General features: G+C 67.1%; 20 protein-coding genes and 1 tRNA gene. 5 read left to right on the top strand and 16 right to left on the bottom strand.

Translation table 11 applies throughout. The features are described 5' to 3' along the window. Positions 1-23 precede the first annotated feature (23 nt). The 9 genes from pafA to RCH07_RS11785 form a co-directional block, all read right to left on the bottom strand. Entirely contained in the window at positions 24-1388 is a 1365-nt protein-coding gene (pafA, locus tag RCH07_RS11825) for a Pup--protein ligase (protein WP_326967665.1), read from the bottom strand. A 1-nt stretch (position 1389) separates the two neighbouring features. Further along, positions 1390-2097: a proteasome subunit alpha gene (gene prcA, locus RCH07_RS11820; protein ID WP_326967664.1), complete on the bottom strand. Its 708-nt coding sequence runs from the start codon at positions 2095-2097 to the stop codon at positions 1390-1392. A 1-nt stretch (position 2098) separates the two neighbouring features. Further along, a complete protein-coding gene (prcB, locus tag RCH07_RS11815) occupies positions 2099-2956 on the bottom strand; it encodes a proteasome subunit beta (protein ID WP_326967663.1) in 858 nt (285 codons plus the stop codon). Positions 2957-3045: 89 nt separating this feature from the next. Beyond that, positions 3046-3249 carry a ubiquitin-like protein Pup gene (locus tag RCH07_RS11810; protein WP_326967662.1) on the bottom strand — a complete coding sequence of 68 codons (204 nt, stop codon included), beginning with the start codon at positions 3247-3249 and terminating at the stop codon, positions 3046-3048. Positions 3250-3339: 90 nt separating this feature from the next. Continuing rightward, on the bottom strand, positions 3340-4950 hold the full coding sequence (gene dop, locus RCH07_RS11805; protein ID WP_326967661.1) for a depupylase/deamidase Dop: 1611 nt from the start codon (positions 4948-4950) through the stop codon (positions 3340-3342). 71 nt (positions 4951-5021) lie between these two features. Next, positions 5022-6890 (bottom strand): proteasome ATPase, encoded by a 1869-nt coding sequence (gene arc / locus RCH07_RS11800; RefSeq protein WP_326967660.1) that lies wholly within the window; start codon positions 6888-6890, stop codon positions 5022-5024. Between the two features lie 82 nt (positions 6891-6972). After that, positions 6973-8070 carry a tRNA (adenine-N1)-methyltransferase gene (locus RCH07_RS11795; protein ID WP_326967659.1) on the bottom strand — a complete coding sequence of 366 codons (1098 nt, stop codon included), beginning with the start codon at positions 8068-8070 and terminating at the stop codon, positions 6973-6975. Positions 8071-8181: 111 nt separating this feature from the next. Next, a complete protein-coding gene (locus RCH07_RS11790) occupies positions 8182-9375 on the bottom strand; it encodes a site-2 protease family protein (protein WP_442784823.1) in 1194 nt (397 codons plus the stop codon). Next, the gene (locus tag RCH07_RS11785) at positions 9368-10153 is read right to left on the bottom strand and encodes an HAD family hydrolase (RefSeq protein WP_326967658.1); all 786 of its coding nucleotides are present in this window, start codon (positions 10151-10153) and stop codon (positions 9368-9370) included. The genes RCH07_RS11790 and RCH07_RS11785 overlap by 8 nt, the downstream gene beginning before the upstream one ends. A 129-nt stretch (positions 10154-10282) precedes the next feature. Between RCH07_RS11785 and RCH07_RS11780 the strand changes: the two genes are divergently transcribed. Further along, a complete protein-coding gene (locus RCH07_RS11780; RefSeq protein ID WP_326967657.1) occupies positions 10283-11188 on the top strand; it encodes a PAC2 family protein in 906 nt (301 codons plus the stop codon). Here the strand turns inward: RCH07_RS11780 and mshC are convergent. Both mshC and RCH07_RS11770 read right to left on the bottom strand, forming a co-directional pair. Next, a complete protein-coding gene (gene mshC / locus RCH07_RS11775; protein ID WP_326967656.1) occupies positions 11185-12465 on the bottom strand; it encodes a cysteine--1-D-myo-inosityl 2-amino-2-deoxy-alpha-D-glucopyranoside ligase in 1281 nt (426 codons plus the stop codon). The two genes, RCH07_RS11780 and mshC, sit on opposite strands and share 4 nt — an antisense overlap. Positions 12466-12787: 322 nt before the next feature. Further along, entirely contained in the window at positions 12788-13621 is an 834-nt protein-coding gene (locus tag RCH07_RS11770; protein ID WP_326967655.1) for an undecaprenyl-diphosphate phosphatase, read from the bottom strand. Positions 13622-13673: 52 nt separating this feature from the next. On the opposite strand from RCH07_RS11770, the gene RCH07_RS11765 reads away from it, so the two are divergent. Then, the gene (locus RCH07_RS11765; RefSeq protein ID WP_326967654.1) at positions 13674-14609 is read left to right on the top strand and encodes an aldo/keto reductase; all 936 of its coding nucleotides are present in this window, start codon (positions 13674-13676) and stop codon (positions 14607-14609) included. A 78-nt stretch (positions 14610-14687) separates the two neighbouring features. Here the strand turns inward: RCH07_RS11765 and RCH07_RS11760 are convergent, their stop codons facing one another. Continuing rightward, positions 14688-14951: a hypothetical protein gene (locus RCH07_RS11760; protein ID WP_326967653.1), complete on the bottom strand. Its 264-nt coding sequence runs from the start codon at positions 14949-14951 to the stop codon at positions 14688-14690. Positions 14952-14990: 39 nt separating this feature from the next. Between RCH07_RS11760 and RCH07_RS11755 the strand changes: the two genes are divergently transcribed. Then, complete coding sequence (locus RCH07_RS11755; RefSeq protein ID WP_326967652.1) at positions 14991-15224, top strand: DUF5703 family protein; 234 nt, start codon at positions 14991-14993, stop codon at positions 15222-15224. A 96-nt stretch (positions 15225-15320) separates the two neighbouring features. On the opposite strand, the gene RCH07_RS11750 is transcribed toward RCH07_RS11755, so the two are convergent. Together RCH07_RS11750 and RCH07_RS11745 are read right to left on the bottom strand one after the other, a co-directional pair. Further along, positions 15321-16484 (bottom strand): acyl-CoA dehydrogenase family protein, encoded by a 1164-nt coding sequence (locus tag RCH07_RS11750; protein ID WP_326967651.1) that lies wholly within the window; start codon positions 16482-16484, stop codon positions 15321-15323. A 14-nt stretch (positions 16485-16498) separates the two neighbouring features. After that, entirely contained in the window at positions 16499-17803 is a 1305-nt protein-coding gene (locus tag RCH07_RS11745) for a M20/M25/M40 family metallo-hydrolase (RefSeq protein ID WP_326967650.1), read from the bottom strand. Positions 17804-17815: 12 nt separating this feature from the next. On the opposite strand from RCH07_RS11745, the gene RCH07_RS11740 reads away from it, so the two are divergent. Next, positions 17816-17986: a hypothetical protein gene (locus tag RCH07_RS11740; protein ID WP_326967649.1), complete on the top strand. Its 171-nt coding sequence runs from the start codon at positions 17816-17818 to the stop codon at positions 17984-17986. Next, positions 17957-18039: transfer RNA gene (locus tag RCH07_RS11735), tRNA-Leu, on the top strand. The genes RCH07_RS11740 and RCH07_RS11735 overlap by 30 nt, the downstream gene beginning before the upstream one ends. A gap of 89 nt (positions 18040-18128) precedes the next feature. On the opposite strand, the gene RCH07_RS11730 is transcribed toward RCH07_RS11735, so the two are convergent. Together RCH07_RS11730 and malQ are read right to left on the bottom strand one after the other, a co-directional pair. After that, positions 18129-19115 carry a hypothetical protein gene (locus RCH07_RS11730; RefSeq protein WP_326967648.1) on the bottom strand — a complete coding sequence of 329 codons (987 nt, stop codon included), beginning with the start codon at positions 19113-19115 and terminating at the stop codon, positions 18129-18131. A 216-nt stretch (positions 19116-19331) separates the two neighbouring features. Next, entirely contained in the window at positions 19332-21494 is a 2163-nt protein-coding gene (gene malQ, locus RCH07_RS11725; protein ID WP_326967647.1) for a 4-alpha-glucanotransferase, read from the bottom strand. Positions 21495-21598: the final 104 nt, after the last annotated feature.

Below are 21598 nucleotides of genomic sequence, written 5' to 3'. Positions count from 1 at the left end.
AGACTAACGCGGAAAGCTGGGTATCAGCCCATAGAGTCCAGCAGAGCATCCACCCGCTCGTCAACGCTGCGGAACGGGTCCTTGCACAGCAGGGTCTGGTGGGCGCGGTCGTTAAGCTTCAGGTGCACCCAGTCCACGGTGTAATCGCGGCCCAGTTCCTGGGCCCGCCGGACGAAGTCTCCGCGGAGTTTTGCCCGGGTGGTCTGCGGCGGGGCGTCCACGGCGTCCTTGATCGCCGTGTCATCCACCAGCCGGCGGACCGCACCGCGGTTCTGCAGCAGGTAGTACAGTCCGCGGGTCCGCGAAATATCGTGGTACGTCAGGTCCAGCTGCGCGATCCGCGGGGCATCGAGACCCAGCCCGTGGCGTTCGCGGTAGCTGTCCATCAGCTTCTTCTTAATCGCCCAGTCCACTTCGGTGTCGATCGTGCTGGTATCCCCGCTTTCGATCGCGTCCAGGGTGCGCTCCCACAGGTCCAGGATCACTGGAACGTGGGCGTTGTGGGCGCCGTTCTCGGCCACGAACGCCGTGACCTTGGCCAGATACTCGCGCTGGATCTCCAGTGCGGTGAGCTGCCGGCCGTTGGCGAGCCGGACCAGGGCGCGGCCGGTGAGGTCGTGGGAAATTTCGCGGATGCTGCGGATGGGGTTTTCCATCCGCATGTCGCGCATGATCACGCCGGCTTCGATCATGCGCAGGATCAGGTCCACGGTTCCCACCTTGAGCAGGGCCGTGGTTTCGGACATGTTGGAGTCGCCGACAATCACGTGCAGCCTCCGGTAGAACTCGGCGTCCGCGTGCGGCTCATCGCGGGTGTTGATGATGGGCCGCGACCGTGTCGTGGCGGAGGAGACGCCCTCCCAGATATGGTCCGCCCGCTGGGAGAACGCGAAGGTGGCGCCGTGCGGGGTCTTCAGGATCTTGCCTGCGCCGGCGATGAGCTGGCGTGTCACGAGGAACGGGATCAGGATTTCGGCGAGCCGGGAAAATTCTCCGCGCCGCGGGATCAAATAGTTCTCGTGGCTGCCGTAGGAGTTGCCGGCGGAGTCGGTGTTGTTTTTGAAGAGGTACACCGTACCGTTGAAGCCCTCCGCTGCGAGCCGTTCCTGCGCCTCGTCCACGAGATCGTCCAGGATCAGCTCCCCGGCCTTGTCGTGCGCGATCAGCTGGCTGAGGTCGTCGCATTCGGCCGTGGCGTACTCCGGGTGTGAGCCGACGTCGAGGTAGAGGCGTGAGCCGTTCGTCAGGAACACATTGGAGGACCGGCCCCAGCTGACCACCTTGCGGAAGAGGTAGCGGGCCACCTCTTCGGGGGCCAGCGGCCGGGACTCCGGACTCGAATAGGAAATCCCGAACTCGGTTTCGATGCCGAAAATGCGCTTGTCCATTTCAGTTCTCCTCAGCCAGCAATGCCACGATGTCCGGGTCCTCGAGCCGGCGGAAGGCCCGTCGTGCGCCGCGGCTGCTTTCCGAACCGCGGTCCAGCACCGCGATTTCCACGGCCGACGGCGGCAGTGTAGCGGTTTCCTTGTCCGCCACTAGCCCGGCCAGGGCGAGCCGGACGGCGCCGGCGAAGTCGAGTTCGACCTGCCAGCCCGCAGCGACGACTTCGGACACCTTGTCCGCCTGGCCGCCCATCACGATGAAGCCTTGCTCGTCGGCGATGGATCCGTCGAAGGTCAGCCGGTAGAGGTGGTCCGCGTCGGGGGCCGGGCCGACCTCCGCCACGGCCAGTTCCACTTCGAAGGGTTTCTGCTCCGCGGTGAACACGGCGCCCAGGCTTTGCGCATAGACGCTGGCAAGTCCCCGGGCCGTGACGTCCTCGCGGTCGTAGGAGTAGCCGCGCACATCCGCGTAGCGCACGCCCGCCTGGCGCAGGCTCTCGAACTCGTTGTACTTGCCGACGGCCGCGAAGGCGATCTTGTCGTAAATCTCGCCGATCTTGTGCAGCGACGGCGACGCGTTTTCCGCCACGAGGGCGATCCCCTCCCGGCAGCTGATGACCACCACCGAGCGCCCCCGCGCAATGCCTTTCCGTGCGAAGTCCGCACGGTCCTTCATCAGCTGTTCGGGTGAAACATAAAACTGCTGGGTCATCTCAGGCCTCCCGCCGGGCCACGGCCCTGGATTCTATGATGCTGCCGGCCACCGCCGCGAGCTCGCGTTCCGGGACCCGGAAGGCGCCGGTCCGGTTTACGCGGTAGACCACCGGCCAGAGCTGCCGGACGGGATCAGGGCCGCCGGTGGCGGAATCGTCGTCGGCGGCGTCATAGAGCGCTTCGACGGCGACGGCGACGGCGTCCTGTTCGGAAAGGTTGGGCCGCCAGAGTTTCTTGAGCGCCCCGCGGGCGAACACGGAGCCGGATCCCACCGTGTGGTGCTCCTGTTCCTCGTAGCGGCCGCCGGTGACGTCGTAGGAGAACAGCCGGCCAAGCCCTGCGGGGCGGTCGAAGCCGGCGAACAGCGGAACGACGGCAAGGCCCTGCATGGCCATCGGCAGGTTGCCGCGGATCATGGCACCGAGCCGGTTGGCCTTGCCGTCCAGGCTCAGCAGGGTGCCCTCGATTTTTTCGTAGTGCTCGAGTTCAACCTGGAACAGCCTGGTGATGTCGAGGGCGATGCCGGCTGTTCCGGCGATGCCGAGCAAGGAATACTGGTCGGCGGGGAACACCTTTTCGATGTGGCGGCTGGCAATGACGTTGCCCATGGTGGCGCGGCGGTCCCCCGCCATCAGCACTCCCCCGGCGTAGGTCAGCGTCACGATCGTGGTCCCGTGGGGCACCTGCAGGGGCGCGCCGGCAGGCCCGGTGAACGCGCCGGCCGGCATCTGGCCGACGGACAGGTGGCCGGGCGGCTGTTGGCCGAACGGCAGGAGGTCCGGGCGTTCCCGCTGCAGGTGCGCGGTGAAGGAGGACGTGGCGTTCGCCGCTACCTGGTTGGCCGTGGTTTCCTGCACTGGTGCACTCCCTCAACTAAAGTGGATCAACGACTTCCGGAACCTCAGCCCCGGTCCCGGGCCCGGGACGCGTACGGCCGGCGGCGGGCCTACTCTCCGCCCTTCTGGACGAACGCCCGGACGAACTCTTCGGCATTGGATTCGAGGACGCCGTCAATCTCATCGAGCAGGTCATCGACGCCCTGGGTGGCGGCCGACGCCTGTCCCCCCGCGGGTGCGGGCGGGGCGGCGGGGACGTCCTCGTCAACCTCGGTGTCGCGTGACTGCGGCTGCTGCTGCTCCTGGCCTGCCATTGTTGTCTCCTTCTGTCCGTCCCCTGTCTGCGAAGGGACATCCTGTAAGCAATATTGCCACGCCGGCGGCGCTGCCGGGGTGCTTTGTCCTTAGGAACCGGGGCCGGGCTCCAGGAGTTCCGAGAGGAACGTTCCAGCCTCACGGTGCCGGGAAAACAGGGCGCCGGTGAGGGCCTCGGTTCCGCGCAGCGGCTCCCGGGTGGGGACCCGCTGCAGCTTGCCGCGCCCCGGCACATCGAAAATCACGGAGTCCCAGCTCGCACCGACCACATCGGTGCCGAAGCGGCTGACGCAGCGGCCGCGGAAGTAGGCCCTGGTGTCCGACGGCGGTTCGGTCACCGCCCGGGCGATGACCGCGTCGTCGACGATCCGCTGCATCCGCTCCCGGGCCAGCAGCCGGTGGTAGAGGCCCTTTTCCGGCCGGATGTCCGCCCATTGCAGGTCAACGAGGCCCAGCCGCGCGTGGCCCCAGCCCAGTCCGTCGCGTTCCCTGTACCCCTCAAGCAGGGACAGCTTGGCCAGCCACTCCACCGAGGAGACGGCCCCGGCACGGTCGCCGCCCAGTTCTGTCAGCGTCGCGGACCAGTGCGCCAGCACAGCGTGGGTGTGCCCGTCGCCGTCCACTGCGTCGGCGACGCCGGTGTCCTGGGCGTGCTTCGCAGCGGCCTCGAAGTAGATCCACTGCAGGTCCAGGGCGGTGATCCGGCGTCCGTCCAGCAACCGCAGGGTGGCGGTGAGCGAGGTGTCATGGCTGACCGCCTGCAGCGCCGCTACCGGTTCGTGGACCTCGAGCCTGGGCGCCAGTCCGGCCTCGACCAGGCTCAGCACCATCGCCGTGGTGCCGAACTTGAGGTAGTTCGAGGCCTGGCTGAGATTCGCGTCGCCGATGATGACATGGAGGCGGCGGTACTTGTCCGCGGTGGCATGGGGCTCGTCGCGGGTGTTGATGATGGGACGGCGGATGGTGGTCTCCAGGCCCACCTCCGTCTCGAAGAAATCCGCGCGCTGGCTGATCTGGTAACCCGGACGGGAGGCGTCCTGGCCCATGCCCACCCGCCCAGAGCCGCAGATGATCTGGCGCGTGACGAAGAACGGGGTCAGGCCGCGGACAATATCGCCGAACGGTACGGCGCGGGGCATGAGGTAGTTTTCATGGGAACCGTAGGAGACCGATTTGTTGTCCGTGTTGTTCTTGTACAGATTGATCGGCGGCAGGTCCGGATCGGCGGCAATCCGTCGTACTGCGGCAAGGGCCACGAGGTCACCGGCAGCGTCCCAGGTGACCACGTCGCGGGGGTTCGTGATTTCCGGGCTGGAGTACTCCGGGTGGGCATGGTCGACGTAGAGCCGCGCCCCGTTGCCCAGCACCATGTTCATCAGCAGGGTGCCGGACTCGTCCTCGCCGTCGTGCTCCAGCTCTTCGCGCCCGTAGGCGAGGGCTACCGCCTCCGCGTCGAGAACCGGTGGCTGGTCGGTCAGCTGTTCGGGATCCGCCGCGCCGCGCTCCAAGGTCCAGCCGCGGGCGTCGTGCAGCGGCTCCTCATCGGTATAGTCCCAGCGCGTTTCGGCACCACCCGCGGCGCGCTGCCGTGTCACCTGGGCATAGGCCTGGATCACCCGCGCGGACATCATGGTGGCGTTGGCCCCCGGTGCCGACGGCGCGTGGATGCCGTATTCAGTTTCGGAACCCATCACCCGCATGGCACCCCCCACGGGCAGGCCGCCGGAAACACCGGCCGGCCGGCCGGACTCAGGCCGTGCAGCGGGCCCTGTCACAGGTACTGGCCCGTGCTGGGCATCGTCTCAATCGACTTGCCGGGCTCCTGGCCCGCCTTGCCCTGGACAATGGTGCGGATGTACGTGATGCGCTCGCCCTTCTTGCCCGAGATGCGTGCCCAGTCATCCGGATTGGTGGTGTTCGGCATGTCCTCGTGCTCACGGAACTCGTCGATGACGGCACGCAGCAGATGGTCGATCCGGATACCCTTCTGGCCGACGGTCAGCAGGTCCTTGATGGCATACTTCTTGGCCCGGTCCACCACATTCTGCACGACGGCGCCGGAGTTGAAGTCCTTGAAGTAGAGCATCTCGGTGTCGCCGTTGGCATACGTCACCTCGAGGTATTCGTTGGACTTGGCGGTCGAGTACATCGCCTCGACCGTGCGCTGGACCATGGCGTCCACGGTGGCCTGGACGTCGCCGCCGTGCTCCGCGAGGTCCGACTCATGGAACGGCAGGTCAGTGGTGATGTATTTGTTGAAGATGTCCGCAGCGGCCTCCGCGTCGGGGCGCTGGATCTTGACCTTGACGTCAAGGCGGCCCGGCCGCAGGATAGCCGGGTCGATCATGTCTTCGCGGTTGGAGGCGCCGATCACGATCACGTTGTCGAGCCGTTCCACGCCGTCGATCTCGCTGAGCAGCTGCGGCACGATGGTGGTTTCGACGTCGGAGGAGATGCCGGTGCCGCGGGTGCGGAACAGCGAGTCCATCTCGTCGAAGAACACCACCACGGGGCTGCCCTCGGAGGCCTTTTCCCGGGCGCGGGCGAAAATCAGCCGGATGTGCCGCTCGGTCTCGCCGACGTACTTGTCGAGGAGCTCCGGGCCCTTGATGTTCAGGAAGTAGCTCTTCATGTCCGACTTGCCGGTGCGCTCGGCGGCGCGGGCCGCAAGGGAATTCGCGACGGCCTTGGCGATGAGCGTCTTGCCGCAGCCGGGCGGGCCGTAGAGCAGGATGCCCTTGGGCGCCTTGAGCCCGTGCTCGCGGTACAGGTCCGGGTGCAGGAAGGGCAGTTCGACGGCGTCGCGGATCTGCTCGATCTGCGGGCCGAGCCCGCCGATGTCCTGGTAGGTGATGTCCGGCACTTCTTCGAGAACGAGGTTTTCCACTTCGGAGCGCGGAATCTTCTCCAGCGCGTAGCCGGTGCGGGAGTCGATCGAGAGGGCGTCACCGACCCGGAGCTTCTGCGCGAGCAGAGCCCCGGAGAGCCGGATGACGCGTTCCTCGTCGGCGCGGCCCACCACGAGGGCACGGTCCGGCCCCAGCATTTCCTTGAGCGTAACGAGGTCACCGGCCCGCTCGTAGCCCAGACCGGCGACCACCAGCAGCCCCTCGTTGAGGAGCACCTCCTGACCGACCGCGAGCTGGCTCAGATTCACCAGCGGGCTGATCCCCACCCGCATCTTGCGGCCGGCGTTGAAGATGTCCACGGATTCCTCGGTGGCGGCCTGCCCGCTGTTGCCCGGGGCGGGCTGGCGTTTCGGATTCAACTGCAGCACGGTGCCGAAGCTGTACGGCGGCTGGCCCTCCTGATCGAGGGCGTTCTTGAGCCGGAGGATTTCGGCCTTGGCCGCCTCCAGCATGGACACCAGCCTGGAATTGCCCTGCGTCGCTGCGGCGAGCTGACGGTCAATGTGCCGGAGCTTGTCCCGGAGAATGTTGACCTGCCGTTCGGCGACGGACAGTTCGTTGGCGGCGTGACGGACACCGTCGGCGGCCGCCCCCGTTTCCGCGGCCAGTTCCGCCCCTGGTTCCACGGCCGGTTCCGCCCCTGGTTCCACGGCCGGTTCCGCGGCCAGTGCCGCACGTGCTGCTGCGTCGTCTGCCGGGGTACGGCCCGGGTCAGTCTTCGGAGTGTCCATCGTGCATCAGCCCCTTCCTGCGCTTCTGTTAAGACACTAGCCCCAAGAAGCGGGGTGCCGCTGGAGACTTCCGAAATGCGGACTAGTTCTTAATATCCGGATCGTCCTTAACATTGGTCCCCGCGATGGCGTCCCGGGCCGCGCGGCGCAGCTTCTTGTCCGAGACGGCGCGCTCCCCCACGGCGCCCGGCGTCCAGGCATTGACATCCTCTGCGTTGAAATCCGTCTTGGACGGGCGGCGCTTCACGGAGATGCCGGTGACGCCGTCGGCCAGCCGCCGGGTGACCAGCAGGAAGCCGGTGTGGGCCACCATCCGGTGGTCCGGGCGCACCGCCAGGCCTTCCAGGTGCCAGCCGCGGACCATGGATTCCCAGGCGTCGGGTTCGGTGAAGCGCCCGTCGGCGCGGATGGCCTCGGCGGTCCGGGACAGCTGCGTCACCGTGGCGACGTAGCTGATCCAGACGCCGCCCGGGGCCAGGACGGTGGCGACGGCGTCGAGGCACTCCCAGGGTGCCAGCATGTCCAGGACGACGCGGTCCACGGAGCCGGGTGCCTCGGTGCGGACTACTTCCGCCTGGAAATCGCCGAGCGAAATCTGCCAGGCCGGGTGCGGTCCGCCGAAGATGGTCTCGACGTTGCCGCGGGCAATATCCGCAAATTCTTCCCGTCGTTCAAAGGAATGCAGGTAACCGTTGTCCCCCACCGCGCGCAACAGCGAGATGGACAATGCACCCGACCCGACGCCTGCCTCGACGACGCGTGCGCCCGGGAAAATGTCAGCCATGGTGACGATCTGGCCGGCATCCTTGGGATAGACCACCGCCGCGCCGCGGGGCATCGAGAGCACGAAGTCCGACAATAAGGGCCGGAGCGTCTGGTACTGCTGGCCGACGTTGTTGACCACCACGGAGCCGTCCGGCTTGCCAATGATCTCGTCATGGTTCAGGAAGCCGCGGTGCGTGTGGAACGCCCCGCCGGTTTCGAGGCTGATGGTGTTCATGCGGCCGCGCTCATCGGTCAGTTGCACGCGCTCCCCTTCACGGAACGGTCCGCGGCGGCGGGCGGCGCCGACCGGCGTCGGGGTGGCACCCGCGGTGGTGGCACCGGCGGGGCTGGCAGAAGTGCCGCTGCCCTCCGTAACATCGGCCGGGCTGGTGTTGGCGGCGGTGTCGCTGCTCATAAAAATATTCCTCGCTCCTGTAAAGCTGTGTGGCCGCGGAGTTGCCGGCGGTCCGGCTGCTTATGCCCGGGGCAGCACCCCGGACCGGCGATGTACGGCCGGCAGGTAACTCTACCGGCTTCGGCCCGGCATCCGCCTGCCGCCGCCGGGATTCTTGCCGGTCAGGGCCTTTAACACGGCTGATTGCCGGAGCAGCCCGGTGACGGCTCCGTCACGGTCGACGACGGCGTATTCCTCGCCTTCCAGCCGGGACAGGTACTGGATCAGTTCCTGCCCTGTGGACCATTCGGGTACATAAGCGCCGGCGCCGAGGGCGTACGAGACGGCGGTGACCGGCGTGGTCCCGGCCGCGTGCCCCGGCACGGAGGCGACGGCGCCGGCGTCGACCACGGCGACCGGATGCCCGTCCGTGCGGCACAGCACTACGGCGGGGCCCGCGCCGGTGGCGGCGTCCCGTGGAAGGCGCAGCACCTCGGCCACCGTGGCGGATTCCGGCAGGCCGACGGCGGGTTCGGCGAGGGTGCCGGCGTTGACCAGGTGCAGGCGGCCCCGGACCCGCGCCTGCTGGATCGATGCCGTCGCCCCCATCCAGAGGAAACCGCAGACCAGGAGGGTGATGATTATCAGGGAGAAGTCCGGGCGGCCGCCGCCGAGCAGGGGCAGGGCAACGAACCAGCCAACGAGCGCGATCACGATGATCCGGCCGCTCCAGCCGGCCGCGATGGTGCCCTTCTCCTGGCTGCCGGTGGCTTTCCACACCGCGGATTCCACCAGCCGGCCGCCGTCGAGCGGCAGGCCGGGCAGCACGTTGAAGATGCCGATCAGCAGGTTGGCCCAGACGAAGATGTTGGCAAGGATCCCGGCGACTCCGGTCAGATCGGCCCCGGTGAGCAGGAGCCAGCCGGCCGCTGCCAGGACGAAGTTGGCGGCAGGACCGGCCAGGGCGACCAGGACGGAACGGCCCGGGGACGAGGTGAAACTCTCGAACTGGGTGTGGCCGCCCCACAGGTTAAGCACGATCTTTTGCGTGGGCCAGTGGAAGATCTTGGCCGTCAGGGCGTGGGCGAGCTCGTGCACCAGCACCGAGATCAGCAGCAGGACCGCGTACGTGAATGCCACGACATAGGCGGTGAAGCCCAGCTCGGGATTCCTGGATTCGAGCACGGGTCCGTAGACGACGACGGTGAACGCCGCGATGATGAACCACGAGTATGCGAGGACCACCGGAATGCCCATGATGCGTCCGAGCGAGATGCCTTCTTTGCGGGTCTGGGCCGTGCTGCCCTGGGTATCGGTGTCAGCCAAGGGCCAGACTCCTCACGGCGGCGGTTTCCGGACCGGCTACCGGGCCGGTAGCCGGACTGGTTTCCGGGCCGGAGGCCGCATCCCGGAGCTCATGCCGCAGGGCCACCAGCTCCTCAAGATCGGCCACGGTGCGTCCGGCCAGGGTCTCCCAGGTGGTCCGGCGCGGATCGTGCGGCAGCGGCATAAGGTGCGGGATGGCGATTGTCACCACGCCGGAGGCCATCGCGGCGGCCACCCCCGGGATGGAGTCCTCCAGTGCCACGCAGTGCCGGACGCCCAGCTCCGGATCCTGTTGCCGGAGCAGTTCCACGGCCGTCAGGTAGGCCTCGGGGTGCGGCTTGCCGTGCGTGACGGTGTCACCGGTCACGAGGAAGTCGAAGTAGGGCTTCGGCAGGCTGGCCACGATCTCGCGGGCCAGCGGGGCCTCGGACATGGTCACGAGGGCGCAGCGGATGCCCGCGGTGTGCAGCTCATCCAACAGTTCGCGCGCGCCGGGCCGCCACGGCACGGAGGTCCGGACCAGGCTGATGACGTGGGATGTGAGGATATCGATGATTTCCCGGCGCTCCAGCCCGACGCCGGCCTCCTGCAGGATCCCGGCGGAGAAGACGAGGGACTGGCCCACGAGCTGCATGGCCTTTTCGTGCGACCATTCTCCGCCGTGGGCGGCCACCAGGGCGTGTTCGGCGTCGATCCAGTACGGTTCGGTGTCGACGATGGTGCCATCCATGTCCCATAACGCGGCCTTGAGCAGTGGTCGGGAGGCTGTGGATTGCATGCCTCCCAGTCTACGGGGAGCCCGGTTACGGCGCCCGGGAGTACGCCGACGGCGAATATCGCGCCCGCATGGTCCGTTCCGGCGCTTCATTCCATGCCCGGGCCGGGTGCTTGGACGTAGGGTGAGGAGATGAATAGCTTCGAGGGAGACCCCACGGAAACGGGCGCTGCGCCCGAGCCGGAACGGCTGCTGCGGCCCGTGCCCGCGGGCCAGCGCATCACCGTGATGCTCGCCGCCTTCGAGGGCTGGAACGATGCCGGGGAGGCCGCGAGCGATTCCTTGCGCTACCTGAACAAGCTCTGGGGCGCCAAGAAGGTCGGTTCGGTCGACGCCGACGAGTACTACGATTTCCAGTTCACCCGGCCCACGATCCGCCGCAACTCCGCCGGTGAACGGAAGATCAAGTGGCCGTCCACCCGCATTTTTATGGCCAGCGTGCCCGGTTCGAATGTGGACGTCATTTTCGTCCAGGGCACGGAGCCGTCCTACAAATGGCGTGCCTACACCGCCGAACTCCTGGTCCATGCGGAGGCGCTGAACGTTGACTATGTGATCCTGGTCGGTGCCCTGCTCGCTGATGTTCCGCACAGCAGGCCGATTCCGGTGAGTGCGTCCACGGACGACCCTGCCCTGCGGGAGCGGATGGAGCTGGAGGTCTCGCAGTACGAGGGCCCGGTGGGAATAGTCGGCGTCCTCGCGGAAGTTGCCATGCTGGCCGGGCTGCCGACGGTGTCGCTCTGGGCCGCCGTGCCGCACTACGTGGCGCAGGCTCCCTCCCCCAAGGCCCAGCTGGCGCTGCTGCACCGGATCGAAGAGCTGCTGCAGGTTCCGCTGAATACCCAGGACCTGGTCGAGGAGTCCGATGCGTGGGGGCGCGGCGTCGACGAGCTCGCCACCGACGACCCGGAAATCGCGGCGTACGTGCGACAGCTGGAGGAAGCGAAGGACACCGCGGACCTTCCCGAGGCCAGCGGCGAGTCGATCGCGCGGGAGTTTGAGCGTTATCTCAAGCGCAGGGGTAAGGACAAGCCCTAAAGCTCGACGCCGAGGATCGCGTCGACGGCGTCGCTCACCAGCGCCGCATCAGCGGCACTGGCGGGGCCGCCGGCGTCGAGCGCGGCCCGGGCCCAGCCGTCCACGGAGGCGAGGGCGCCGGGGGCGTCCAGGTCATTGCAGAGTTCGGCACGCAGCCGGGCTACCAGCGGAGCGGCCGAGCCGGCCGGCGTGACCGCGAGGGCCGCACGCCAGGAACGCAGCCGGTCCTTGGCTTCGGCGAAGCCGGCGTCGGTCCAGGACCAGTCGGTGCGGTAGTGGTGGGCCAGGATGGCCAGCCGGATCGCCGCCGGGTCCTCGCCGGCGGCCCGGAGCCTGGACACGAGGACCAGGTTGCCCTTGGACTTGCTCATCTTCTCGCCGTCCAGCCCCACCATGCCAGCGTGGGCGAAATGACGGGCCAGCGGCACACCGGCCAGCGAATAGGCGTGGCCGGCGCCCATCTCATGATGCGGGAAGATCAGGTCCGAGCCGCCGCCCTGCACGGTGAACGGCGCCGGCAGGTACTTCTGGGCGATGACGGTACATTCGATGTGCCAGCCGGGCCTGCCTTCCCCCAGCCCGCCGCCGGGCCAGCTGGGCTCACCTTGCCGGGCAACGCGCCACAGCAGCGGATCCAGCGCCTGGCGTTTGCCCGCACGGCCCGGATCGCCGCCGCGCTCGGCAAAGAGCTCAAGCATTTCGGCGTCGGACAGGCCGGAGACGGCACCCAGGGTCCAGGCGTCGGGCGCCGCGGCGGAGTGCTTGCCGGCGGCCTCGACGTCGTAGTACACATCGCCGTCGGGCTCCCCGTCGCTGCCGGCCACGCGGTAGGCAAGGCCCCTGAGCAGCAGCTGCTCGATCGCGGGCACGATCATCGGGACGGCTTCGACGGCGCCCACATAGTGGTCAGGGGCCAGCACATTGAGGGCTTCCATATCGGTCCGGAAGAGCGTGATCTGGCTGGCGGCCAGTTCGCGCCAGTCCACGCCGGTAGCCGTCGCCCGCTCCAGCAGGGGATCGTCGACGTCGGTCACGTTCTGCACGTAGGCGACCTGCTGCCTGCCGTCCCGCCAGGCGCGGTTGAGGAGGTCGAAGGCGACGTAGCTGGCCGCATGTCCCATGTGGGTTGCGTCATAGGGGGTGATTCCGCAGACATACATGGACTGTTGGCCCGTGGCTTCCAACGTCACGACGGCGCCCTTGACGGTGTCGAAGAGGCGCAGGGCAGGCATGCTGCCGGGGAGCTGGGGAACGGGGCGGGAGATCCAGGATTTCACAGCCCCAGCCTAGTGCCAGTGGTCATTTTCGCTAATTCGGCGGGGGTTTCGGCGGGGTCCGGACCATATTCGCGCCGGCGGGACATGCCCATTCTTCGCACCCGGGACCGGGCATAATGACACTATGTCCACCCGCCGGCTCCGGAGCGGGGCATGTCCCTTCGGGCCGGGGTCCAGTCCAGGGGGACATGCCCATTCTTCGCACCCGGGACTGTGCATAATGACACTATGTCCATTCGCTGGCCCCGGCGCGGGGCATGTCCCTGGGCCCGGCCATACCGCCAAGGGACCCGGATTCCCGACGGACTAGCGAAAATGCCCGCTAAGCGCTGATGACATTGAAACCGAGCAGCAGGTACAGGGCGAGGCCCAGGAAGATCCGGTACCAGACGAACAGGCTGTAGCCGCGGGTGGAGACGTACTTCAGGAACCAGCCGATGATGATGTAGCCCACCACGAAGGCGATGGCGGTGGCGAGGGCCGTCTCCGGCAGGCCGTAGGGGCCCGTGATGCCGTCCTTGGAGACCACCTTGTAGAGCTGGTACAGCCCGCTGCCGAAGACTGCGGGGATGGCCAGCAGGAAGGAGTAGCGTGCGGCCGCTTCCCTGGTGTAGCCCATGAGCAGCCCGGCTGTGATCGTGCCGCCGGAGCGGGATACCCCGGGGATGAGGGCCATGGCCTGGGCCAGCCCGTAGTAGATGCCGTGTTTGTACGTGAGCTGGGTGAGGTCGCGTTCCTGGCGCCCGACGGCGTCGGCGACTGCCAGGATCATGCCGAAGACGATCAGGGTGGTGGCGACGATCCAGAGGTTGCGGAGCACGGACTCGATCTGGTCCTGGAAGAGGAGGCCGAGGACAATGATCGGGAGGCTGCCGAGGATCACGAGCCAGCCCATCCGGGCGTCCGGATCCTGCCGGGAGACCTTTCCGGCGAGCGAACCGGCCCACGCCCTGACGATCCGCACGATGTCGTGCCGGAAGTACACGATCACCGCGGTTTCCGTGCCCAGCTGCGTGATAGCCGTGAAGGCCGCTCCGGGGTCGGCTGCGTTCGGCAGGAAGGAGCCGACGATCCGCAGATGGGCGCTTGAGGAAATAGGGAGGAATTCGGTCAGTCCCTGCACAAGGCCCAGCAGGGCCGCTTCAAACCAGTTCACGTTCATAGACCCTACGTCATGAAGCCAACAGAATCCCCGTAAGCTGGCTGACATGCAGCAGCGTTATCTCGGCAACAGTGGGTTGCGTGTGTCCGCCCTTTCCCTCGGCACCATGTCCTGGGCCCGGGAAACAGATGAGCAGGACGCCTCCGGGCTGCTCCGCGTCTTCGTGGATGGCGGCGGGACCCTGATCGATACCGCGGCGTCCTACGCCGACGGCCAGGCCGAGGCGATGCTGGGCGGAATGCTCGGCGACGTCGTCGCCCGTTCCGAAGTGGTGATTTCCACTAAAGCCGGGCTGACGACGTCGGAGGGCCGCCGCAGTGTGGACACCTCTCGGAACGGGATGCTCTCCGGCCTCGATGCGAGCCTGGCCAGGCTCGGCACCGACTACGTGGACCTCTGGCTCGCCCACGCCTGGGACCCCAACGTGCCGTTGGAGGAAACCCTGTCTGCGCTTGAGTACGCGGTCCGCTCCGGCCGGGCACGGTACGCGGGCGTCTCCAACTTCAACGGCTGGCAGACCGCCAAGGCCGCCGCGACCGCGGGCTTCCCTCTGATCGCGAACCAGTCCGAGTACTCCTTAGTGAACCGAACGGCCGAAGCCGAGCTGATTCCGGCGATCGAGGACGCCGGACTGGGCCTGATGGCGTGGGCGCCGGTGGGCCGCGGGGTGCTGAGCGGAAAGTACCGCGGGCACATCCCGGCGGATTCCCGGGCCGCTCATTCGCGGCTGGCCAGCTACGTGGAGCCGTACCTTGAGGGTGCCGCATCGAGTGTTGTCGAAGCCGTGGCGATGGCGGCGAAAGGGCTCGGACGGACCGCCCTGGACGTTTCGCTCAGCTGGCTGCTGTCCCGGCACGGCGTTGCCACCGCGATTGTGGGCGCACGGACTCCCGTGCAGCTGAAAGAAGTCCTGGATTCGACGCTGGCGGCGCTGCCGCCGGAGATTGCCCAGGCGCTGGAGGACGTGTCCCGGCCAACCTGAGCCGGAACTCCCGCGTGGGTCGGATTCACAGGGTCCTTCAGGCGCACAGGGTTCGTGGGTTTCCGGGGAGCTTGGGGATCAGTCCAGGAGTATCTCAAGTTCTTCGTCGTCGACGTCTTCATCTTCGTCGTCGTCGCTGTCGTCCTCGATGACCTGCAGGGGTGTCACTTCCCCATACGCTTCGTAGAGCGAGTCGTCGTAGACTTCGAAGGCATCAGCCACGGTGAAATACGCGGCTTCTACCGCCGGGTCCCCGTCGCCCCTGCGTGCGGCGACGGTTGAGAGGTGTTCTTCCAGGGCAGCCGTCAGGGACTGAAGCGCGACACGCGGATCGATGCTCATGACTTCACGTTAGCCGGAAAAGGATGAAAATGGAGAGCGATGAAGGAACATTTTCTGAGTAGTTCAGTCCAGCGGGAGCGGGACTACCTGAGGCAATACGAGTACCTCGTATTGACGGTAAGCCCTGATGATTCCCTGCCCGACGCCCGCCGCCGGCTGGTGGAACATTCCGAGTACGGCAAGTGGGAGCTGGAGCGCAGCATCCTTTATCTGGGCGGCGGCCGCCGCTTCTGGCTCCGCCGCAAAGTCACGCAGGTCCAGCGGACCGTGTAGGTGGAGGCGCCAGCGGACCGTGTAGGTGGAGGCGCCGGCGGACCGTGCGGCCGGCGCCCGCGCCGTGCGGCCGGAGCCCGCGCCGCTTCAGGCCCGTTAGGGTGTCTCCAGCGGTCCCAGCCAGGCGGTTGCCACCGTATTGTGCGCTGATTCGTCGTTGGAGGGGTGGAACATTCCCGCCAGCACATCCCGGTACAGCCGTTCCAGCTCGGACCCGCGGGAGTAGCTTGACCCCCCGGACACCCGGATCGCCAGGTCCACCACCGTGCGGGCGGTCTCGGTCGCGCTGACCTTGAGGCCTGCCAGCTTCGGGAACCACTGGCTGCCGTGATCGGCCAGCCCGTCGACGTCGGACGCCACGCTCGACAGCTGGGGGTACAGCGCATCCATGGCCATCGCGGCGTCCGCCACCTTCCAGCGGATATCGGGGTCCTGGGCGTAGCTGCGCCCGCCGTTCTTGAACGACGTCCGGCGCGTGACCGCCTCCACCCCGAGGTCCAGGGCGCGTTCGCCAATGCCCGTGTACACGGCCGCCAGCAGCGTCTCGAAGCACACGAAGATGGCGAAGATCAGTGGATCCGCGTTCGGGCCGACCGGCAGTTTCCGGAAGATCCGGTCCGCCGGAACGACGGCGCCGGCCAGCACCGTGGTGTTCGACTGGCTGGCCCGCATGCCCAAGGTGTCCCAGTCCGCCAGGATCTCGTAGCCGGGGGCGCCCCGGGTGATGAAGCCGTGCACCAGTTCACCTTCACCGTCCCTGGCCGTGGCGTCCTTGCCGAAGATTCCCAGCCGGGTCCACACCGGCGAGAGACTCGTGAAGATTTTCCGGCCGGTGAAGGAATATCCGCCGTCCGGCTGCGGCTCGGCGGTGGTCCGGGAGTCGAAGAGTACCGAGTCGTTTCCCGCCTCGGAGTTGCCGAACGCGAAGATTTCCCCCTGCGCGGCTTCTGCGAGGACGAAGTCCAGCGAGGAATCGCCCCGGGCAGCCAGGACATGCGCGACGCCGGTCCACACCAGATGCATGTTGATCGCCAGTGCGGTAGCCGGGGCCGCCGTCGCAAGCCTGCGCTGAAGCCGGGCTGCCGCCGCGAGCCCAAGTCCCAGACCGCCGTCGGACTCCGGGACGAAAATCCTCAGGTAGCCGGCCGCCGTCAGCTCCACCAGGTCCTCGTGGCAGAACGCGTTCTCGCGGTCGTAGCCGGCGGCGCGGCCGCGGATCCGGTCCAGCAAGGCATCGGGAAGGACGTCTTCAGGGGTCATCAGGCAGCGTCGTCTCAATAGTTGGTCAGCAGGGTATCCAGCACCCGCGCACCGAACTTCAGCGATTCGGTGGGGACGCGTTCGTCCACGCCGTGGAACATGCCGGTGAAGTCCAGTTCGTCCGGCAGCTGCAGCGGGGCGAAGCCATAGCCGGTGATGCCCAGCCGGCTCAGCGATTTGTTGTCGGTGCCACCGGAGAGAGTGTACGGCAGGACCTTGGCGCCGGGATCCTCGGCGTGCAGGGCATCGATCATCGAATCGACGAGGTTACCGGCGAAGGGGACCTCGAGCGAGACGTCATTGTGGACGTAGCTGACGTCCACACCCTTGCCGGCCAGATCCCGGACGACTTCCAGGACGCGCTGTTCCTGGCCGGGCAGCGTCCGACAGTCGATGAGGGCCTCGGCCGATTCCGGGATGACGTTGTGTTTGTAACCGCCTTTGAGGAGGGTGGGGTTAGTGGTGTTTTGCAGGGTGGCGCCGACGAAGCGGGCCACTGTGCCGAGCTCCTTGAGGATCTTGTCCGGATCGTCCGGATCGAACTCGACGCCCGTGAGTTCCGTCACGCCGTCGAGGAACTGGCGGGTGGTGGGGGTCAGTTCGATGGGCCACCGGTACTCCCCGATTCGGGAGACGGCGCTCGCGAGCCGCGTGACGGCGTTGTCCGTGTTGATCTGGGAGCCGTGACCGGCACGGCCGTGGGCGACGAGGCGGAGCCAGGAAAGCCCCTTCTCCGCCGTCTGCAGCAGGTAGGTCCGCTGGCCGCCGATGGTGGCCGAGAAGCCGCCCACCTCTGAGATCGCTTCGGTGGCGCCATCGAAGAGCTCGGGCCGCTTCTCGACGGCGTAGCGGGCACCGTAGGCGCCGCCGGCTTCCTCATCGGCGAAGAACGCGAAGATCAGGTCCCGCTTGGGTTTGCGGCCGGTCCGGGCGAAATTCCGCAGCACGGAGAGGATCATCGCGTCCATATCCTTCATGTCCACGGCCCCGCGGCCCCAGATCATGCCGTCCCGGAGTTCGGCGCCGAACGGGTCAACGGACCATTGATCGCGGAGTGCCGGGACCACATCCAGGTGTCCGTGGACCACGAGGGCGCTGGCGGACGGGTCCTCTCCTGCAAGCCTGGTAACAACGTTGGCCCGGCCCGGAGCCGACTCGAAGATTTCGGCGTCCAGGCCGACCTCGGCCATCAGCCCCGCGGTGTACTCGGCGGCCGCGCGCTCGCCCGGCCCGGTGCCGTCGCCGTAGTTGGAAGTATCGATCCGGATCAGTTCCTGGCAGATCCGGACGACTTCATCCTCGGGGCGTACTTCAGTCATGGATAACTCCTCGTGGCAGCGGCACAATTGCTGGCTTCAGCCTACCCACAAGCTCCGATTATTTGTTTGGCGAATAGTCATGCTAGAGTTTTTCTCGCTGCTTCGGAGGAAACCGAAACGCTGAAAGGCGAAAAGTTCACCGAATTACCACCTGCGCGGGTGGCGGAATGGCAGACGCGCTAGCTTGAGGTGCTAGTCCTCGAAAGGGGGTGGGGGTTCAAGTCCCCCTCCGCGCACGCTAAAAGAAGGCCCAGGAAACCACGGTTTCCTGGGCCTTTTTCGTGTTGTGCGTGGCCGGCGCTTCCGGGACCGCGACGGCGTCGCGCTACTTGTAGAGGACCCGCTGGACCTGCAGGACCTCCGACGTCGAAACGACGTTGACCCGGACATATTCATTGACGCTGGCCTCACCCTCGACCGTGACCCTGGTGAGGTTGGACGCGGCGCCGGAAATTCCGTAGAAGGACAGCCACTTCGAGTTCGTCAGCGGCTTGTCCTTGGCGTAGCTGTGGGAATCGCCGTTGAACAGGAAAACCCGCTTGCTGAACGCCTTGCTCTCACTGGCGATAGCCCGGACGATGGTCTGGAAAGCGTTCCGGTACCCTGTGTTCTGGGTTCCGGGAGCAAACATGTCCGCCTGGGTCATCAGGACCACAGCCCTGCTGTTGTTGGCCTTCGCGGTTGCAAACGCGCTCTTGACCTGGGCGACGGCAGCGTTTACCCGGGCCTTTTCCTCGGCTACTTGTTCCACGGTGGCCTTGGTGAAGCCTAGTCCGCTCCATGGCCGGAGGTCATTCTCCGATCCCACGATGTGGAGGGTCGAAATGGTCAGCCCGCCCGCGGCGAAGGACACATTCTCCTTGTAGCCGGACTGGGCGGTTACGGAGATCGGGTTCTGGCCCAGGGTCCGGCCGGCCGTCGGGAAAAAGACGGACCGGATGGCCGAAAGCCGCTCCAGCGTATTGGCCTTGCCGATGCTGGCCCGGTGGCAGTCCGCCCACTCGTTGTCGCCCGGGGTGTACACCAGCGGGTCGGTAAATTTGTTGAAGTTCGCCTTGATCTTCTGGTAGTAGGAGTCGGAGCAGACTCCCGCTCCGATGTCGCCGAGGTGTCCGACCATGCGCACATCGGAATCCGCATTAATCTGTGCTATCCGTTTCGGGAAGAGGCTCAGTTGAGTGCTGCCGTAAGGAGTGTCACCAATGACGGCGAAACTGTAGGTGGTGGCAGCGACGGCATTGCCTACGGCGCTCCCGGCGATCCCCATCGCCAAGGCCAGTCCGGCCCCGGCTGTCCGCATAACTCTGTTCATTGGTTTCTCCCCACGGCATCGGACATGCCTGCGCAACGGATCGTTTGCTGGCATTTGGCGCCAGAATAGCCCGATCAATCCGGGATGGAACGAGTAGGCGCTACTTGCCCGGTGGTGAAAAAATACCTGGACGATACTTTGGGGGATTTCTGCAGATCACTCGTGACGGGGACGGAACTGCAGCCGGAACGTAACCGGGGACTTTCCCGGCAGCACCTACTCCCGCGGACGAATCGCGTTACGTATGGCTTCCAGCAGCGACCGGAAGCCGGGATCCTTGGGCAGGCTGTCGAGGAGGACGGTCCCGTGCGGCCCGGACAGGGGTATGCGCCAGTTCGGGTATTCGGTACTGGTCCCGGGCTGGTTCTGGGTCCGGGTCTCACCGACCGCATCAACCAGCGCCACCCCCAGCAACGAGGACGGCGTCAGCGCGGTAAACGCGTAGAGAGCTTCGATGATCCGCCGGACATCCGTGCCCGCGGCACCCGCGGCCGGAAGCAGCCCGCGTTCGCGCACGAGGTCCAAGACCTTCTCCTGCTCGGCGGCGGACTCGGCGCGTTCCTCTTCCACCCGGCGCTGCAGCAGACCCAGCCGCTCGCGGAGGCTGATGTGTTCACCGGCCAGGTACCCCGCCGTCGGCGGCAAATCGTGGGTGTTGACGCTGGTCAGGCACTGCTGACGGTACCTTTCCGGCGGAAGTGGGCCGTCGGCGTCGTGCTCGAACCAGAGGATCGAGGTGCCGAAGATCCCCCGCTCGGCCAGATAGTCACGGACCCAGGGCTCATAGACGCCCAGGTCTTCACCAATGACGATCGCCCCGGCGCGTTGCGCCTCCAGGGCCAGGATGCCGATGAGCGCCTCATGGTCGTAGTGGACGTAGGTGCCCTCCCCCGGCCCCGCACCTGCCGGAATCCACCACAGCCGGAACAGTCCCAGGATGTGGTCCACGCGGATCCCGCCGGCATGGCGCAGCACGGTCCTGAGCATGTCCCGGTAGGCGGCATATCCCGACTCCGCCAGCCGGTCCGGGTGCCACGGCGGCTGGGTCCAGTTCTGGCCCTGCTGGTTGAACATGTCCGGGGGCGCGCCGACCGTGACGTCGCGGGCCAGCACCCCGGCGAACGACCAGGCGTCCGCGCCGCCAGGTTTCACCCCTACCGCAAGGTCGTGGATGACGCCGATCTCCATGCCGCACTGCTTCGCTGCGCGCTGCGCTGCTTCGAGTTGGACGTCGCAGCACCACTGCAGCCAGCGGTGGAACTCGATCCGGCCCGCGAGCAGGACCCGTTGCTCCCGGCAGTACGCGGTGTCCGGTCCGGATGCCTCCGCGGCCCACTGCGGGGCCCCCGGGGCCAGCGTCTCGGCCAGGGCGCACCAGAGGGCGAAGTCGTCCAGACCTGGCCCCTGTTCGGTACAGAAATCGGCAAACGCGCGTGCGCGGGCGGGATCGCGCGGGACCCCGAACACCAGCTCCAGGGCGGCCAGTTTGGCGCCGTACGCGGGGTTCCGGTCCAGCAGCCCGGAGGAGTGGTTGGCGCCGTGCTGTTGATGCGCCAGCCTTTCCACCTCGGCCCGGCCGGACGCGCCTAGGTAGCCGTACTCGGTGATAACTTCCACCCGGAGGTAAAGGGGGTTGAAGAAGCGCCTTGTGGTGGGCAGGTACGGTGAGTCTTCGACAGGCGGCCGGGGCTCGGCGGCGTGCAATGGATTGACCAGCAGGAAACCGGCGCCCTCCTGCCCCGAAATCGTGGCCAGGTCCGTGAGGTCCGCGAAGTCACCGATCCCCCAGGACCGGGAGGACCGGACGGAATAGAGCTGCGCGGTCAGTCCCCAGTTCCGCCGGCCCGCCAGCCGCGCGGTGGTGCCGAGGCTCCGCGGGGTGACGACGAGCGGGCACCGGGCGACCGTGCCGTCGTGCTCAGCCAACAGAGTGTGCCAGCCGAGCGGCACCCGGTCCGGGACGGCGAAGGTCGCCCGGCCGGTGAGGACGCCGTCGACGTCCACCGGCGCGTCCCAGTTGTCCCGCTGCGCTACCTCGTAGCTGCCGCCGTCTTCGGCGTCGATCCAGACGCGGACGGCGCTTCCATGCGGCAGATGGACATTGAGGCGGAGCTCCTGCCCTTCACGGGCGACGACGACCGGCGGCAGCAGGCGCCGCCATGGTGCCAGCCTGGCGTCGTTCAAGGACCGTTCCGTCCCGGCCGCTTCCCCGGCCGGGACGCCCAGAGCCGCGAGGACGCTCCGCAGGGTGGTGTCCGAAACGGTGCGCTCGACGCCGTCCCAGCCCCAGTAGGAGGTTCCGACGCCGTGGGCCGCGGCAAGTTCCCGCAGCCGTCCGTCTGCGGTCTGTGCGTTGCTGTGGTGCGTACTGTCCGTCATGGGGCAACTCTAGGTGCGTGGGTCGGTAGCGGTTCGCCGGTTCCGCAGGTTTGCGTCGTGACGGCGCGGAGGCCGGGTCTCCTTTCTGGAAGGGGGCCCGGCCT

This window comes from Arthrobacter sp. CG_A4, assembly GCF_035985125.1.
Taxonomy (GTDB): Bacteria; Actinomycetota; Actinomycetes; order Actinomycetales; family Micrococcaceae; genus Arthrobacter.
Note: the sequence above shows the minus strand (reverse complement) of the source record. Positions and strands in the feature narration are given on the sequence as shown.